10 protein-coding genes are annotated in these 16173 nt (G+C 64.1%); 8 read left to right on the top strand and 2 right to left on the bottom strand.

The window, feature by feature from the left end; all coding sequences use genetic code 11:
* Positions 1 to 10: 10 nt before the first annotated feature.
* Together IF10I1_RS16800 and IF10I1_RS16795 are read right to left on the bottom strand one after the other, a co-directional pair.
* Positions 11 to 1972: an adenylate/guanylate cyclase domain-containing protein gene (locus IF10I1_RS16800; RefSeq protein WP_186393620.1), complete on the bottom strand. Its 1962-nt coding sequence runs from the start codon at positions 1970 to 1972 to the stop codon at positions 11 to 13.
* Positions 1969 to 4191, bottom strand: a complete 2223-nt coding sequence (locus tag IF10I1_RS16795; RefSeq protein ID WP_186393619.1) for a caspase family protein — start codon at positions 4189 to 4191, stop codon at positions 1969 to 1971. The genes IF10I1_RS16800 and IF10I1_RS16795 overlap by 4 nt, the downstream gene beginning before the upstream one ends.
* 396 nt (positions 4192 to 4587) lie before the next feature.
* Between IF10I1_RS16795 and IF10I1_RS16790 the strand changes: the two genes are divergently transcribed.
* From IF10I1_RS16790 to IF10I1_RS16755, 8 genes are all read left to right on the top strand, one after another.
* On the top strand, positions 4588 to 5733 hold the full coding sequence (locus IF10I1_RS16790; protein WP_186393618.1) for an ABC transporter ATP-binding protein: 1146 nt from the start codon (positions 4588 to 4590) through the stop codon (positions 5731 to 5733).
* Between the two features lie 74 nt (positions 5734 to 5807).
* The gene (locus IF10I1_RS16785) at positions 5808 to 6662 is read left to right on the top strand and encodes a carbohydrate ABC transporter permease (RefSeq protein WP_208977482.1); all 855 of its coding nucleotides are present in this window, start codon (positions 5808 to 5810) and stop codon (positions 6660 to 6662) included.
* Positions 6662 to 7483 carry a carbohydrate ABC transporter permease gene (locus IF10I1_RS16780; RefSeq protein ID WP_058900027.1) on the top strand — a complete coding sequence of 274 codons (822 nt, stop codon included), beginning with the start codon at positions 6662 to 6664 and terminating at the stop codon, positions 7481 to 7483. Before IF10I1_RS16785 ends, IF10I1_RS16780 begins: the two co-directional genes overlap by 1 nt.
* A 41-nt stretch (positions 7484 to 7524) precedes the next feature.
* Positions 7525 to 8817, top strand: coding sequence for an ABC transporter substrate-binding protein (locus IF10I1_RS16775; RefSeq protein ID WP_186393616.1), 1293 nt, complete (start codon positions 7525 to 7527; stop codon positions 8815 to 8817).
* Positions 8818 to 8940: 123 nt separating this feature from the next.
* Positions 8941 to 9741: a phosphodiesterase gene (locus IF10I1_RS16770; RefSeq protein WP_186393615.1), complete on the top strand. Its 801-nt coding sequence runs from the start codon at positions 8941 to 8943 to the stop codon at positions 9739 to 9741.
* Between the two features lie 80 nt (positions 9742 to 9821).
* The gene (gene hsdR / locus IF10I1_RS16765) at positions 9822 to 13223 is read left to right on the top strand and encodes a type I restriction-modification system endonuclease (protein ID WP_186393614.1); all 3402 of its coding nucleotides are present in this window, start codon (positions 9822 to 9824) and stop codon (positions 13221 to 13223) included.
* A 74-nt stretch (positions 13224 to 13297) separates the two neighbouring features.
* The gene (locus tag IF10I1_RS16760; protein ID WP_186393613.1) at positions 13298 to 14830 is read left to right on the top strand and encodes an N-6 DNA methylase; all 1533 of its coding nucleotides are present in this window, start codon (positions 13298 to 13300) and stop codon (positions 14828 to 14830) included.
* Positions 14827 to 16155 (top strand): restriction endonuclease subunit S, encoded by a 1329-nt coding sequence (locus IF10I1_RS16755; protein WP_186415471.1) that lies wholly within the window; start codon positions 14827 to 14829, stop codon positions 16153 to 16155. The genes IF10I1_RS16760 and IF10I1_RS16755 overlap by 4 nt, the downstream gene beginning before the upstream one ends.
* The last annotated feature ends 18 nt before the right edge of the window (positions 16156 to 16173 follow it).

Genomic DNA, 16173 nt, shown 5'->3' with positions numbered 1-16173 from the left:
CGGGCGCAGGTTATTTGCCGCCCAGAACGATCTGTGTACCCGTTTCACCTTGCCCGAGGCGCGCCAGATGCAGGCGCGAGGGGCCGTCATCACCGCGCAGGCGCAGCACCGTTTCAAATCCCTGCCGCGCCGCCTCCGCCTCATCTTGCTGCAGCAAGGCGAAAGCGGCGGCATAGGCAGCCACCCACTCCGCCCCGGCCTCTGCCTCACTCAAAGGCTCGACGCAGGGCAAGGGTTCCGCGCGGCCCTTCACCACCAGATCGCCGATGGGCCGGCAGGTGAGGCCCGGCGCATGGGCAGCGGCAGCGGCGCTGACGCAGATGCGCGTGCCCAGATATTTGTTGGCGCCCTCCAGCCGGGCGGCGGTGTTCACCGTGTCACCGATGCTTGTATAATCGAAAAACCGGCTGCCGCCAAAATTACCGACCACAGCCTCGCCCCGGTGCAGGCCGATGCGGGTGACGCCGAGCGGAATGCCCTCCACCGCCATCTCCTTGCGGAAGCCCTCGCAGAAGGCATCCACCGCCAGCGCCAGCTTCACGGCCTTGAGGCTCTGCTCCGGGTCTTCCTCCGGTGCGCCGAAGAAGCCGACCACCGCATCGCCGATCAGCTTGTCGATGGTGGCGCCGTGGCTGACGAAGAGGTCGCACATGCGGTCCAGATAGCGGTTGAGGATCGCGGCCACCTGATCCGCCGTCAGCTGCTCCGACAGGGTGGTGAAGCCTTCCAGATCCGTGAACACATAGGTGACCGTGCGCTTTTCCCCGCCAAGGGCAAGGCTGAGCCGCCCCGAAGTCAGCCGCTGCACCACCTGCGGGCTGACATAGCGGGAGAATGCGGTGTTGAGAAACGCCCGCTCCGACCGGTCGATGCGCCAGCGGAACAGGGCAAGCAGCAGCGCGGCGGCAATCGCGGCGGCAGGCGGGGTGAGTACCGGCAGCTGCAGGATCTGCAGGCGCAGCAGCAGCGCGGACACGGCAAGACAGGCAAATGCGGTAAGGCCGAGCACGAGGAAGAAGCGGCCCGGCTTCTGCGTCAGAGTGAAGCCGGTGACGGTGGCGACCGCCGCAAGGGCAGCCAGCATGAGGCCGAATTCCAGCGGCAGGGCAGGCAGGCTGCGGCCTTCCAGCACCTGCGCCAGAATATGGGCGTGGATGGCGATGCCCGGCACCGTGCCGCCTTCGGTGCCGGCAAGGGACACCATCGGCGCCGGATGCTGGTCGAGATGCGGCAGGTCCGTGCCGATCAGCACGTATCTCCCGGCAAGCCATTCATCCGGCAGCAGTGCAGCGGTGTGGGCCGGATATTGCGGAAAGGCGGTGAGGCCGGGGCCTTGCGGCGCCTGATAGAGAATGCGCCCGCGCGGCGGCGGCGTGCCGGCAGCATCGGCGGCCAGCGCTGCCGTGAAGGTGATGATGGGGGCGCCGTCCCGGTCCTGCGGGAAGGGCAGATGCCGCACGATGCCATCTGAATCATCGCGCTGCAGCACGATGGAGCCATGGCCGCGCCCGCTGACCGAATTTCCGAGATAAAGCCGCTGCTGCGGCGTCAGGTCATTGAGGTCGCTGGCAACAGCCAAGATCACCGGGCTTGACGCTTCGTCGATCGCCGCCAGCAGATCGGCGTCCTTTACCGGGTCGCTCGGGCCGTCGAACAGAATGTCGATGCCGATGGCCTTGGGGCCGGTGGCGCTGATGCGGCGGATCAGGGCCGCGAGAAAGCCCCGGTCAATGGGTGAGCGGTAGGGAAAGGCGGCCAGCGTTTCCTCGGTGATGGTGAGGATGACGATATCCTCGCGCTGCTCCGCTGCTGTGCCGCCACCGGCAAACAGGATCACATCGCCAAGGCGCGGTTCCAGCCTTGTGGCGACGGGCAACACCAGAATGAGTGCGAGGCAGGCAGCCAGAACCGGCGCCAGCCGCCGCTGCAACGGGCCCGCAAGCGCGGGTTTGCTGGCGCGGCCCATGGTCATCTGGGCGCGTCGAAGCGGCGCACGTCCGAACGGGTGCCGTCCTTGTAGGTCAGTTGCACGGTGATGTAGGCGGTGCTGCGCGGCACCTGCAGATAGACATCCGATCCCGGCCCGGAGCGGGGCACGGCATGGGGATTGTCCGGGTCACAGGGGCCGGTGTCGAAGGCCGTGTCCGGTTCGTCCTTGTTGATGCCGTAGCGCACACCGGACAGCGCGCAGCGGTAGCTGATCAGATGGGTGAAATAGGCCAGCTGCTCACGCCCGCCGCCGAAGGAGATCCAGCTGTTCCAGAAGCGTTCGAGAATGTCCTTCTGCCCGGCAATCAGCGCCGTGTCCGGATCGAAATGCAGCGTATAGGGCCCCTGCGTTTCGCCGCGCAGGTTGGTGTATTGCACCTCGATCTCCATGGCAGCCGCCGAGCCCGGCAGCTCGAAGCCGGGATAGGGCAGGGGCTGGCCGGTGGCCGGGTCCATCGCCCCGCTCATGACGCCGGTGGAGCGGAACTCCCCGCCCGGCAGGCGCACGAAGATTTCCCGTGCCTTGTCGGCGATGGACAGCGTCATCAGCCAGCCCTGATTGCTGCGGGTGGCGGACAGCTGCAGCGGATTGGCCATGGCCGCATCGCTCATGGCCGAAAGCGCGGCAAGGCGGCTGCGGGCATCCTCCAGCCAGCTGGCGGCCATCTGCTGATCAATGAAATAGCGCAGCACCTTGCCTTGATCCGCCGCCTCAACGAAACGGGTCAGCAGCTCCTTTTCCCTCGTCTTGTCCGCCAGCGACTGCTGACCGAGGCGGCTCTGCGAATAATCGAGGCTGAGCTCGTAGAGTGCCGGGCCGAAGTCCGGATAGGCCTCGATGAAGCTGTCCAGCCGGCGCACCCGCTCGTCCCGCTCCTCCAGCAGGATCGAGGCAAACAGCGTTGCCGGATCGCGCCGCCCGGCGGAAAGCGCGCGGTAGACCTCTCGCGCTCCGGCGCGGCCCTCCTGCACCTTCAGCACCGCCTGAAACCGCAGGTGCGGATCAATCTGCGGCTCGCCGAAGGCGAAATATTTCAGATAGTCCTGCCGCGCGCCCGGATAGTCGCCCTTCAGCTCCCGCAGGCGGGCATTGGCATAGAACTCATGCGGGCGCTGCGGATTTTCCACCAGCAGCGAGCGGCTTTGCAGGGCGGCGAACAACTGTTCGATCTGCCCGGCATCTGCCGCAGGCAGGCTGGCAAGGCGCATGCGGGCCAGCTCGGCAAAGGCACCTGCGGGAAAGCGCTCCAGATAGGCTTCATAATCAGAAGCGGTGCGGCTGTCCTTCACCCCGTTCCAGAACACCAGTTCCTGCTGCAGCGCCTCGGCGGTGGCCGCCGGTGCAGGAGTAGCACCCGCTGCATCCGCGCTGTCTGCGGAAGGCATCAGGATGATGTCGGTGGTGAGCGAAGAATGGTCCCACGGCACCTGCGCCCCGTCCGTTGCCGTCACCACATCCTGCCGCACGCGCTTGAACACGGTTTCGATGCTGGCGCCGGGCACCAGAAGCTCCCGGGCAATCGCCGCCGAATAGGGGCTGTTGAGCCCCTGGCCATCGGCTGCCGTGCTGCCGGGAGCCGTTGCAAAGGAAATGAAACTGCCGCGCGGCGTGCCGGTCAGCAGCGTCAGCCCGCCTGCGCTGCCGCCTGCAGAGCGGGTCAGCGCCGTGTTGCGGCAGGCATCGAGGATGATGATGTTCGGCCCGTCATGGGCCTCTTCCACCGCCGCCAGCACCCAGTCCACCGGCAGCGCCTCGAACTCGGCATCCACTTCCTCGCGCAGGTCTGCGCCGAGCGGGGCCAGATAATTGCGCCCGCCGGCGGCAAAGCCGTGGCCGGAGTAATAGACCGCCGCCAGCGTGCCGGAGGGCGCAGCCTTGAGCCTTGCGGTGAAGTCGCGCACCGCCGCTTTCATGGCTCGCAGATCCGCATCCATCACCAGCGTCACCTCAAAGCCTGCGGCCTTGAGGCTGCCGGAAATCAGCGCCGCATCATTGGCCGGGTTTTTCAGGGCGGGCAGGGCCGGGCTGTCATAGGCGGCATTGCCGATCACCAGCGCGAGGCGGCTGGCCGTGTCTTGCGCCCGTGCCGGCGCCACCGCACCCATCAGCGTGAGGCAGAGAAGCAGAACGGCCATCATCGCAGGCACCAGTCTGGCGGGCTCTGCCATCGTCTTCAGCGACCCGCTGTCAGCTTGTCTCATCGTCTGTCCTGCCCGGAGTGATGCCCGAAACGGCGCCCGTGTTGCTGCCTACTGGATAATCCGCCGGGAGCAGCAAAGGCAACCTGCGGGCAATGATCTTACAGCAACCTGTCTTGCAAGATGTGCTGCCTGTCACGGTCTGCCGCCCTCATGTTCCGCCTTGGACAGATTCAGCCGGGTTACGGCAGAAGGCAGATGGCGTCAGGTTTTTGTGCCGTCTAAGAAAGCAATCGAAGATACGCAAAGCCATCAATCCTGCTTATCCCTGTGATCAGTCCTGATTACCTGGGGGTAAAATCTCTGCTTAAATTTGCTTAAGTCATCAAAAGGTCAGCAAGGCTTCGTCAATCTGTCATATGGAGACTTGCATATGCGCCCCTGAACAGGGAGCGCAGGATGTCGCCGCAAGCAGTCGAACTTTCCGGAATCCGCAAGACCTTTGGCAGCGAAAGCGTGCTCAAGGGCATCGATCTGTCCATCCGTCCGGGTGAATTTCTCTCGCTGGTCGGCTCCTCCGGCTGTGGCAAGTCCACGCTGCTGCGGGTCATCGCCGGGCTGGAGACGCCGGATCAGGGAAAGGTGAATATCGGCGGTTCGGATGTGACCGGCATGGACCCGAGCGACCGGAACCTTGCCATGGTGTTCCAGTCCTACGCGCTCTATCCGCACATGAGCGTGCGCCAGAACATCGCCACCCCGTTGCGCATGCGCCGTCTGCCCGCTTCCGCCCGCCTGCCGCTGGTGGGCCGCCTGATGGCGCCGAAGGCGCGGCTTTCTGAAATCTCCGCCGCTGTCGAAGACGCCGCCGAGACCCTGCAGATCGGCCATCTGCTGGACCGCAGGCCCGCCCAGCTTTCCGGCGGCCAGCGCCAGCGTGTGGCGCTTGCCCGGGCGCTGGTGCGCTCTCCTTCGGCCTTCCTGATGGATGAGCCGCTGTCGAACCTCGACGCCAAGCTGCGCGCCCACATGCGCGAGGAACTGGCGGCCCTGCACCGGCGGCTGGGCGCGACCTTCATCTATGTCACCCATGACCAGATCGAAGCCATGACCATGTCGGACCGCATCGCGCTGATGTCGGAAGGGCGGATCGAGCAGCTGGGCACGCCGGATGAACTCTACCGCCGCCCGGCGACGCTGACCGTCGCCCGCTTCATCGGCATGCCGGCGATCAACCTTCTGCCGGCCGAAATCACGGACGAAGGCCGCGTGCATGCGCTGGGGCTGGATCTGGGACTGCAGGTGGCCGCACAAGGGGCGGAAACCGCCACCATCGGCCTGCGGCCGGAAGACCTGGCGCCTGCCTCCGAGGGTCTTTCTGTCCGCGTGCTGCGGGCCGAGATGCATGGCGCCGACCGCTATGTCAGCTGCGCGCTTGCTGGCCGGGATGATCTCGTCCTGACCTTCCGCCAGTCCGCGGCCGTGCCGCTGGCCGTTTCGCCGGAGGGCACGCTGAACCTCGCTTTCGCGCTGGAGCGGCTGCATGTCTTCGGTGCCGATGGCCAGCGCCGCGAAACCGCAACGCAGGGGAGGGCGGCCGCATGAGCGTGACCAGCCTCGGCCTTGAGACCGGAGAGGCAGCGCCCGTGCCGCGCCGCCGCACCCGCCGTGAACGGCAGATGATGATGCGCGGGCTGATGTTTGCCGCCCCTGCCAGTCTGCTGCTGCTCGGCATCTACATTCTGCCGGTGATCATTCTCGCCGGGTTTTCCGTCACGGATTACCGGCTGGGCGCGCTGTCCCTTCATTTCATTGGCCTTGATAATTTCGCGCAGGCCTTCTCCGATCCGGTGTTCATGCGGGCGCTGCGCAACACCGCGCTTTATGCGGCGCTGGTCATCCCCTTCGGCGTCGGCCTGGGGCTTGGCGCGGCGCTGTTGGTCAATGCCCGCAAGCGCAGCCGCAGTTTCTGGGAAGTCGCCTATTTCCTGCCGGTCACGGCAACGCTCGTCGCCATGGCCACCGTCTGGCAGTTCCTGCTGCATCCTTCCATCGGCCCGGTGAATGCGGCGATCAAGTGGCTGGGCTTTTCGCCCGTGTCCTTCCTCTCCGATCCGGCGCTCTTGATCCCGTCCATGGCGATCATCGGCATCTGGCAGGTGCTGGGCTTCAACATGGTGCTGTTTCTGGCCGGTCTCACCGCCATTCCGCAGGACCTTTACGAGGCCGCAAGGCTGGACGGCGCCCGCTCGCCGCTGGACCGGTTCCTGACCGTCACCTGGCCGATGCTGGGGCCGACCACCCTTTTCGTCGTCGTCACCACCTCCATCTCCGCCTTCAAGGTGTTCGAGACGGTGGCTGTGCTGACCAAGGGGCGCTTCGGCTCCGAGACGCTGCTCTTCGCGCTCTATCTCGAAGGCTTTGAATATTCCAACACCGGCTATGCCGCCGCGCTGACGCTGCTCTTCCTTGCAATCGTGCTGGTGCTGTCCATCGGGCAGACGGTGCACATGGACCGGAAGGTGCATTACTGATGGCCGCTCTCCGCCGCTTTGCCCCGCATCTGGTTCTCGCCCTCGGTGCAGCCTTCATGCTGCTGCCGTTCTACTGGATGCTGCTGACCTCCATCCGCCCACCCGCGGAGATCTTCAACGTCTCGCTCTGGCCGTTTCCGGACCAGTTCGACGGGGCGGAGAACTATTCCCGCGCCGCCAGCCAGGTGCCCATGGCGCGCTTCATGCTGAATGGCGCCATCGTCTGCGGCGGCATCCTGATCGTGCAGATCCTGACGGCGGTGCCGGCGGCCTATGCGCTGGCCAAGCTCCGCTTTCCGGGCCGCCGCCTGCTGCTCGGCCTCGTCATCGCCGCGCTCTGTGTGCCCATTCAGGCGCTGGCCCTGCCGCTCTTCGTCGGCCTCGCCTGGACGAAGATGCTCAACACCTACTTTGCGATGATGCTGCCGTTCTTCCTGTCGGTCTTCGCCATCTTCCTCTTCCACCAGTCTTTCCGCAGCTATCCGGACGAAATCATCGAGGCCGCCCGCATGGATGGCTTTTCGGAGATGGAAATCTGCTGGGGTCTGGTGCTGCGCGGCTCGCTGCCCTCGCTTGCCGCCTTCTCGGTCTTTTCCATCGTCGCCCACTGGAACGACCTCTACTGGCCGATGATCGTCGTCACGGACGTCAATCTCGCCCCGCCGCCGCTTGGCATGCTGTTCTTCGCCGATGCGGAGACGGGCGCCAACTACGGCGCGCTGATGGCCGGTGCCACCCTCATCACTGCACCCATGGTGCTGTGCTTCCTCCTTGCCCGCCGCCATTTCATCGCGGGCATCACCATGACCGGTGTCAAATGACCCGGCCGTTCTCCTCCTCCCAACCGCATCTGGAGACTGTCATGAAGATCACTCGCCGCACCGCCCTCGGCGGTCTTGCCCTCGGCCTTGCCATGGCCGGGCTTGGCAAGCCTGCCCTCGCCAATGAGATCACGCTCGACGTGCTCTACAACCTGCCGGGCTTCACCAAGTTCCATCAGCCGCTGGCCGATGAGTTCATGAAGAACAACCCGGACATCAAGATCAACTTCCTTGCCCCCGCCGCCGGCTACAACGAAGGCCAGCAGCAGGTGCTGCGCGCTGCCGTGACGGGCAACCTGCCGGATGTCTATTTCTCCGGCTATAACCTGACGGCGGAACTCGTCCACACGCTGGCCCCGCGCAACCAGATCACCGATCTGACGCCCTTCATCGAAGCCGAAGGCGGCCAGGCCTTCCTCGACGCCAACTACAGCCCGAAGATGGCCGCCCTCGGCCAGATCGACGGCAAGCAGTATGGCCTGCCGGTCAACGCCTCTTCGCCGATCGTCTACATCAACGCCGATCTGGTCAAGAAGGCTGGCGGCGACCCGGACAAGATGCCCACCACCTTCGAGGGCCTCATTGAGCTGGCCGCGAAGATCCACGCCCTGGACCCGAAGACCGCCGGCATGGGCTATGACATCAACGGCTGGCCGGATGACTGGCTGTGGCAGGCGCTGATCTTCCAGCAGGGCGGCCGTCTGGTCGATGCGGAAACCAAGACCGTTGCCTTCGACAACGAGGTCGGCCTCAATGCCCTGAAGCTGACCCGCCGTTTCGTCACCGAAGGCGGCCAGAACCTGCTGGACTGGGACCAGTCGCGCCAGCAGTTCGGCGCAGGCCTCACCGGTTTCATCTTCTCCACGCCCGCCCATGTGCAGACCATCGAAGGCCTGGTGGGTGACCGCTTCGAACTGAAGACCGCCACTTTCCCGCTGGACAACAAGGACACCGGCGGCGTGCCGACCGGCGGCAACTCCGCCGTGATCCTGACGCAGGACAAAGCCAAGCAGGACGCGGCCTGGAAGTACCTGAAGTGGATCACCGGCCCGCAGGCGCAGGACACCATCGTGCGCATCACCGGCTACCTGCCGACCAACAAGCTGGCCACCGGCCCGGACTATCTGGCGCCCTTCTATGCCGAGAAGCCGAACGTGAAGACCGCCTCCCTGCAGGCCGACCGCTCCATGCCCTGGGCCGGTTATCCGGGCGGCGATTCCGTCCGCATCTGGCGCACCCAGCGCGACATCATCGGTGCCGTCATGCGCGGCGAACTGACGCCGGAAGACGGCCTGAAGCAGGTGGTTGAACAGACCAACGCCCTGATGAAGTGATCTGAACTCCCGGCTGTCTGCGTCTTGCGGCAGCCGGGCACAGACATTTGACCGTTGAGGCTGCGGGGGCCTGTTTCCCGCAGCTTTTTCTTGCCCCTTGCATACCCTGTCAGGACCGTTTCCATGAAAATCATCCAGCTCACCGACACCCACCTGATGCCCCCCGGCGCTGTGGTGAACGGGGTTGACCCGGAGCGCCAGCTGCGCCTTGCCGTCGAGGACATTCTCGCCCGCCATGGCGATGCGGACCTCATGGTCATCACCGGTGACCTGTGCAACCACGGCGATCCGGAAGCCTATGCGCTGCTGCGCGAGATCCTGGCGCCCGTGCCCTTCGAGCTGCGCCTGCTGATCGGCAACCACGACCGCCGCCCGGAGTTCCGCGACGCCTTCCCGGAGCATCCGCTGGACGGGCAGGGCTTCGTCCAGTCCTTCATGGATACGGACCATGGCCGCCTGCTGTTTCTGGACACTCATGAAGCCGGCATGATCGGCGGGCTCTATGGTGCGGACCGCATGGCCTTTCTCGATGAAGCGCTGGCCGGGGCAGGGGATGTGCCCGTCACCGTCTTCATCCACCACCCGCCGTTTGACTGCGGCATCGGCCATTTCGAGAACATCGGCCTGCATGATGACGGCGCGCTGATGCAGCGCCTCGGCGCCCATCCGGGCGGCGTGCGCCACATCGTCTTCGGCCACATCCACATCCCCATGGCAGGCACGGCAGCCAACGGCATCGCCTACAGCTCCGGCCAGGCCACCGGCCACCGCTTCATCACCGACCTTGCCGACCCATGCCCTTGGTGGACCGGCGGCAACCCCACCTACCGCATCCTCCTCCTCGACGGTCACGGCCTGCGCGCCTACACCGCCGAGACATCACAAGTGCCGACAAGCCGCGCGGCGCGGTGCGAGGGGCCGTGAGGGGGAGATGATTGCTGCTTGATCACACAACTCCTGATATCGTATTGAAGTCAATGCGCTAGGCAGGGGGCAGGTTGGCGGTGTCGGTTAATTTTGATCATCTGAGCAATATCAGTCCGGAACTGCACCGCTTGGGTGTGCTGGCCGAACGTTTCTTTGCAGATGATGCCAACACGTCTCTGATCAAGAGCCGCCAGTTCGGCGAGTATCTGGCCAAGGAGATCGCGGCGCGTTCAGGGCTTTATGATCCGGCTCTCCGGGAGCTGCAGGTGGACCTGATCCGCAGGCTTGCCGCTGAACAGATACTGCCGAGGGATGTTGCCGGCATTTTCCATGCGGTCAGAAAGGCCGGTAACGAGGCTGCCCACGGTATTGGCGGTTCTCCATCTGATGCTCTGTCTGCGCTGCGGTTCTGTCATGCGCTGGGTGTGTGGTACCGCAGAACCTGGGGGCGGGACGCCGGGTTCAACCCCGGCCCCTTTGTGCCGCCACGCGCGTCAAGAGAAACCGACGCGGCCACACTGGCCGAGCTGGCGGCCCTGCGTCAGCAGGTGCAGGACGCCGAAGCGAAACTGGCAGCGGCCCATGCGTCTGCTGAAGAGCTGGAAAAGGCCCGCCTTGCAGCGCAGGAGATGGCCCGGCAGGCGGTAGAGGAAAGCGCGGTCTGGGAGCAGACGGCCATGGAGCTTGAGGCAAATCAGGCGGCTCTGGCGTCGAGACTGAAGGAATTGCAGACACAGGCCGCCGCCCAGCCGCAGGCAACGCTTCTGGCGTTCCGGCAAGCGGGCATGGAGGCGGCCAGCAGGCTGGAGCTTGATGAGCGGCAGACCCGGCAGCTGATTGACGTGCAGTTGTCGGATGCCGGCTGGGAGGCCGATTCCACGGTCTTGCGCTATTCGAAGGGCACAAGGCCGGAAGAGGGCCGCAACCTTGCCATCGCCGAATGGCCCACAGAAAGCGGCTCTGCCGACTATGCGCTGTTCTGCGGGCTTACCTGTGTTGGCGTGGTCGAGGCCAAGCGCGAGACGGTGAATGTGCAGTCTGCGCTGTCCCAGTCGGAGCGTTATGCCCGTCATATCCGTCTGAGCCCTGAAATGCTGTCCGAGGGCGGGCCGTGGCAATATGGCCTTGATGAGCCATTCCGGGTGCCGTTCGTCTTTTCCACCAATGGCTGCCCGTTCTTGCGCCAGTGGCTAGCCGGATCGGGCATCTGGTACAGGGATGTGCGGCGGCAGACCAATCATCCCGTGCCCATGCGGGAATGGTTTGCGCCGAAGGACCTGCTGGACAAGCTGCGCACCGATGTGGACGCTGCGGCGCTCGGGCTGGCGGAGGAAAGCTTCGGCCATGGCCGGTTACGGCCCTATCAGGAGAAGGCGATCGAGGCGGTTGAGGAGGCGGTGGCCGGGGGGCGGCGAGAGATCCTCCTCTCCATGGCGACGGGAACCGGAAAGACGCGCACGGCCATTGCGCTGATGTACCGGCTTTTGAAGCACAGCCGCTTCCGCCGTATCCTCTTCCTTGTTGACCGCAAGACGCTTGGCAAGCAGACGAGTGATGCCCTCGACACCACCGAAATCGAAGGCATGCTCAATTTTTCGCAGATCTACAAGGTGTCAGGTCTTGAGACGCGCCAGCCTGCGGATGAGGACCGGGTGCAGGTGGCGACCGTACAGTCGATGATCGCCCGCATTCTCAACGAGCCGGACCCGGCAAGGCGCCTGACGCCCGGCACCTTTGACTGCATCATCGTGGACGAGGCCCACCGGGGCTACACGCTGGATGCGGAGTTGAGCGAGAGTGAAGCCGGCTTCCGCAACATTGATGACTATCAGTCCGCCTACCGCCAGATCCTGGACCATTTCGATGCGGTGAAAGTGGCGCTGACAGCAACGCCTGCGCTGCACACCCGCGAGATCTTCGGCCATCCGGTGTTCCATTATGGCTACCGGCAGGCCGTCGTGGAGGGCTATCTGATCGATTATCTGCCGCCCCGGCGCATCACAACTGCGCTGGCTGAGGCGGGTATCCACTTTGAGGGCGGCGAGGAGGTGGAGATCATCGACCGCCGCACGGGGCAGATCGACCTGTTCGAGCTGCCCGATGATGTGGAACATGACTATGATCTGGCCGACTTCAACAGGCGGGTCCACTCCGAAGCGTTCAACCGGATCGTCTGCCGGGCCATCGCAACCGAGATTCCGCCGTCCAAACCGGGCAAGACGCTGATCTTTGCGGCCCGTGACAGCCATGCCGATGATATCGAGCGGCTTCTGGTGGAGGAACTGCAGGAGGAATACGGCAGGGATGCCATTCCACACGGGATGGTCGCCAAGATCACCGGAAAGGTTGACCGGGTTGAGGAAAAGATCCTGAAGTTCAAGAACGATCCCCAGCCGAAATACGTGGTGACCGTGGACCTGTTGACCACCGGTGTTGATGTGCCCTCAATCTGCAATCTGGTCTTCGTGCGCCGGGTGAGAAGCCGCATTCTCTATGACCAGATGATCGGCCGGGCGACACGGCTTTGCCCTGATATCGGCAAGGAGCATTTCCGCATTTTCGATGCGGTCGATCTTTATGCGGAACTGCAGGAAACATCGGACATGCGGCCCGTGGCCGTAAGGCCGGATGTTCCGCTGGGCCAGCTTCTGGCTGACCTTGAGAACGCGCCCACGGAAGAAGACCGCAACTGGGTGGCGGGGCAGGTGATCATGCGCATGCGGGCGCGCCTCAAGCGCATGGACAGGGAAACGCAGGAGAGCTTCGAGCGGGTGACGGGGGAGAGCCCGGATATCTTGCTGCAGCATCTGGCAAGCCTCTCCGGCAGGGCGCTGCAGGACTGGTTCGAGGCCCATCCGCAGGCCGTGCCGCTGCTGGAGCGGCGGCCGGTGGCGCAGGGGGAGGGGATGCTCATCTCCACCCATGAGGACGAGCTGCTGCGCATTGAGGAAATCTTCGGGCGCAACACCACGCCAGAGGATTACATCACCGGCTTCGAGCGTTTCGTGCGGGAGAACATGAACCAGGTTCCGGCGCTGATCGCCGTGACCCAGCGCCCGCGTGACCTGACCCGCAAGGAGCTGTCCGAACTGGCGGGGCTGCTGGACGAGCACAACTACTCCGAAAGTATGCTGCGCGCCGCCTATGGCCGGGCGCGCAATGCCGATATCGCCGCCCATATCATCGGCTTCGTGCGGCAGGCCGCGCTGGGCGATCCGCTGGTGCCCTATGCCAACCGCGTGGACAATGCCATCCGCAGGATCGAGGCCTCGCGCAGCTGGACGGCGAAGCAGAAGGAGTGGTTGCGCCGCATTGGCCGTGCCTTGAAGGACAGGCCCGTGGCCGATCCGGTGATGCTGGATCAGGACAGCTTTGCCGACAAGGGCGGTTTCCAGCGCATCTCGCAGGAGTTTGACGGCGCGCTGGATGAGGTTCTGCACGCCTTCAACGAAGCCATATGGGGACCTTCTGCCGCGTGAGGCGGGCAGCCTGTTGACCCGCGCCTGCCGCCCGTTACAAACACACACCCGCCAAGCGAACCGGAAAGCCCGTCATGAACGCCAATGCCATCGTCCAGAAACTCTGGCGCCTCTGCACCGTGCTGCGCAAGGACGGCATCACCTATCAGCAATATGTCACGGAGCTGACCTATCTGCTGTTCCTGAAGATGATGGCCGAGCGCAACCGCGAGACGGGCAGCCTGCCGAAGGGCATGCGCTGGGCGGATCTAGCGAAGGCCAGCGGATTGCCGCAGCTGCGCCATTACCGGGACGTTCTGGTCACGCTCGGAAATTCCAGCGCGCGGCTGGGGCGTGATGACGAGCTGGTGCCCGTGCCTGCGGACAATGCCCCGCCGGAAGAGCGCAAGCGCTATGCCGATGCGCGGCCGCTGCCGGAGATGGTGCAGGAGATCTTTGACAGCGCCTCCACCTTCATTCGCGAGCCGCAGAACCTTGCCACCCTTGTCACCGCCATTGACGAGCTGGACTGGTTCTCGGACGAGCGCGATCAGTTCGGTGATCTTTACGAGGGCCTGCTGCAGAAGAACGCGGAAGAGACGAAGCGCGGTGCCGGGCAGTATTTCACCCCGCGTGTGCTGATCGAGCTTCTGGTCCGCCTCATGCAGCCGCAGCCGGGGGAGGTGATCCAGGACCCGGCAGCAGGCACCGGCGGCTTCCTCATCGCGGCAGACCGCTACATGCGCGCCCGCACGGATGACTATTTCGACCTCGGCGAAAAGGCCGCCTGGCAGAAGCGGCAGGCGATCCGTGGCATGGAAAACGTGCCGGGCACCCTGCGCCTGCTGCTGATGAACCTTTACCTGCATGATATCGACAGCGAGCATGTGCATCTGGGCGACACCCTGTCGGACAAGGGCACGAAGCTGGGCCGGGCAAACCTCATCCTCACCAACCCACCCTTCGGCCCGGCGGGCGGGGCGCCGACGCGTGATGACCTGACGGTCACGGCCACCGTCTCCTCCTATCAGCTGCCCTTTGTGGAACATTGCATCCGTGCGCTGCAGCCCGGCGGGCGGGCGGCCATCGTCGTGCCGGACAATGTGCTGTTCGAGGATGGGCGCGGCAAGGCGCTGCGGCAGATGATGATGGACTGGTGCGACCTGCACACCATCCTGCGCCTGCCCACCGGCATCTTCTATGCGCAAGGGGTGAAGACCAATGTCATCTTCCTGACCCGGGGCAAGAGCGAGACCGGCAACACCAAGGCGGTCTGGATCTATGATCTGCGGGCACAGATGCCGAAATTCGGCAAGACCACGCCGCTGACGGAAAGTCATTTCGAAGGATTTGAAAAGGCCTTCGGCACCAGCCCTCATGGTGCGGAGCGCGGCCCGGACGAGGGCGAGGCCGGGCGCTGGCGCATGTTCACCCGTGAAGACATTGCCGCGCGCGGCGGCAATCTCGACATCACCTGGCTGCGCGAGGCGGAGGAAGAGGCGGAAGACGGCCTCACCGAGCCCGACGACATCGCCGCCGCCATCCTTGGCCACTTGCAGGCCGCCATGCTGGAAACCGAAGCCCTCTCCGCCGAACTCGGCGGCGATCTGCCGGAGGCAGTGGAATGAGCGGGCTGCCGAAGGGGTGGGAAAAGCTACGGCTGAAGGAGATCGTCAAAGAAGGCGGCGGCACAATTGATCCTCGCGCCTTTCCTGACGAAACGTTTGACTTGTTTAGTATCCCCTCGTTTTCCGAAGGTCTGCCAGAAAGAGTGCTGGGGATAGATATTGGTTCAACGAAGCAGCTTGTCCAGCAGGGCGACGTACTGCTGTCTAAGATCGTTCCACATATACGGCGCGTTTGGGTGGTGCCAAAAGCCAACGATCGCAGACAAATCGCGTCGGGGGAATGGATCGTCTATCGCAGCTCACATTTGGAGCCACATTTCATTAGGCTGGCTCTTTCAGAGCGTAGCTTTCGAGCCAGCTTTCTTGGAACCGTTTCCGGCGTTGGTGGCTCTCTTATGAGGGCCAGTCCGAAGCAGGTTGCGGAATTTTCTGTCCCCCTTCCGCCTCTGGCCGAGCAAAAGCGCATCGTGGCCAAGCTGGAGGCGCTGAACGCGAAATCCGCCCGCGCCCGCACCGAACTGGCCCGCATCGAAACCCTCGTCTCCCGCTACAAACAGGCCGTGCTCAGCAAGGCGTTCAGCGGGGAGTTGACGCGGGATTGGCGGGAGAAGGTAGATGTAAACCTCGAGTGGGAGGAAAAAACAATCGCCGAAGTCGCAAGAATTGCGAGTGGGCAAACACCTAAGGGTATCGAGAGCGTTCTCCACGAAAACGGAGAGGTTTTATGGTTTAAAGTTTCTAGCATGAACGAAGCAGCCAATCTTGGTGGGTTGCGCCACTCGCAATTTTGCCTTTCTTACGTTGACGCTCAAAAGATCGGCCTGAAGATCTACCCTGTCGGTTCAATTGCTTTTCCTAAGCGAGGCGGCGCAATAGCCACCAACAAGAAGCGCAAACTCCAAGTCCCTGCCGCTCTAGATCTAAATCTGATGGTGTTGATTGCCACCGACGTCGACATTGATTTTCTTTGGTGGTGGACTCAGAAGCTTGATCTTTCAACGATCAGTAATGGATCGAATGTGCCTCAGATCAACAACGGGGACATAGCACCGCTGCCAATCTTGGTCCCCACCCTCGAAGAACAACACGAAATCGTCCGCCGGATCGAATCCGCCTTCGCTAAAATCGACCGGCTGGCGGCAGAGGCGAAGCGGGCGCTGGCGCTGGTGGGGCGGCTGGATGAGGCGGTCCTGGCCAAGGCCTTCCGCGGCGAACTGGTCCCCCAGGACGAAAACGACGAACCCGCCGCAACCCTCCTCGCCCGCCTCCGCACCGAACGCGAAGCGGCACCGAAGGTGAAGCGGGGACGAAAGGCGAGAAGCTAGCCACAACAGCTGTCAGGG

It is taken from the genome of Pannonibacter sp. I15F10I1 (assembly GCF_900185665.1).
Lineage (GTDB): Bacteria > Pseudomonadota > Alphaproteobacteria > Rhizobiales > Stappiaceae > Pannonibacter > Pannonibacter indicus.
This window is presented reverse-complemented; position numbering and strand designations above follow the sequence as displayed.

What these genes read in the sequence shown, in the direction of transcription:
- IF10I1_RS16790 (WP_186393618.1), top strand. Translation starts at nt 4,588, where the DNA reads ATGTCGCCGCAAGCAGTCGAACTTTCCGGAATCCGCAAGACCTTTGGC.
- IF10I1_RS16795 (WP_186393619.1), bottom strand. Translation starts at nt 4,191, where the DNA reads ATGAGACAAGCTGACAGCGGGTCGCTGAAGACGATGGCAGAGCCCGCC.
- IF10I1_RS16760 (WP_186393613.1), top strand. Translation starts at nt 13,298, where the DNA reads ATGAACGCCAATGCCATCGTCCAGAAACTCTGGCGCCTCTGCACCGTG.
- IF10I1_RS16775 (WP_186393616.1), top strand. Translation starts at nt 7,525, where the DNA reads ATGAAGATCACTCGCCGCACCGCCCTCGGCGGTCTTGCCCTCGGCCTT.
- IF10I1_RS16770 (WP_186393615.1), top strand. Translation starts at nt 8,941, where the DNA reads ATGAAAATCATCCAGCTCACCGACACCCACCTGATGCCCCCCGGCGCT.
- IF10I1_RS16800 (WP_186393620.1), bottom strand. Translation starts at nt 1,972, where the DNA reads ATGACCATGGGCCGCGCCAGCAAACCCGCGCTTGCGGGCCCGTTGCAG.
- IF10I1_RS16755 (WP_186415471.1), top strand. Translation starts at nt 14,827, where the DNA reads ATGAGCGGGCTGCCGAAGGGGTGGGAAAAGCTACGGCTGAAGGAGATC.
- IF10I1_RS16785 (WP_208977482.1), top strand. Translation starts at nt 5,808, where the DNA reads ATGATGATGCGCGGGCTGATGTTTGCCGCCCCTGCCAGTCTGCTGCTG.
- IF10I1_RS16780 (WP_058900027.1), top strand. Translation starts at nt 6,662, where the DNA reads ATGGCCGCTCTCCGCCGCTTTGCCCCGCATCTGGTTCTCGCCCTCGGT.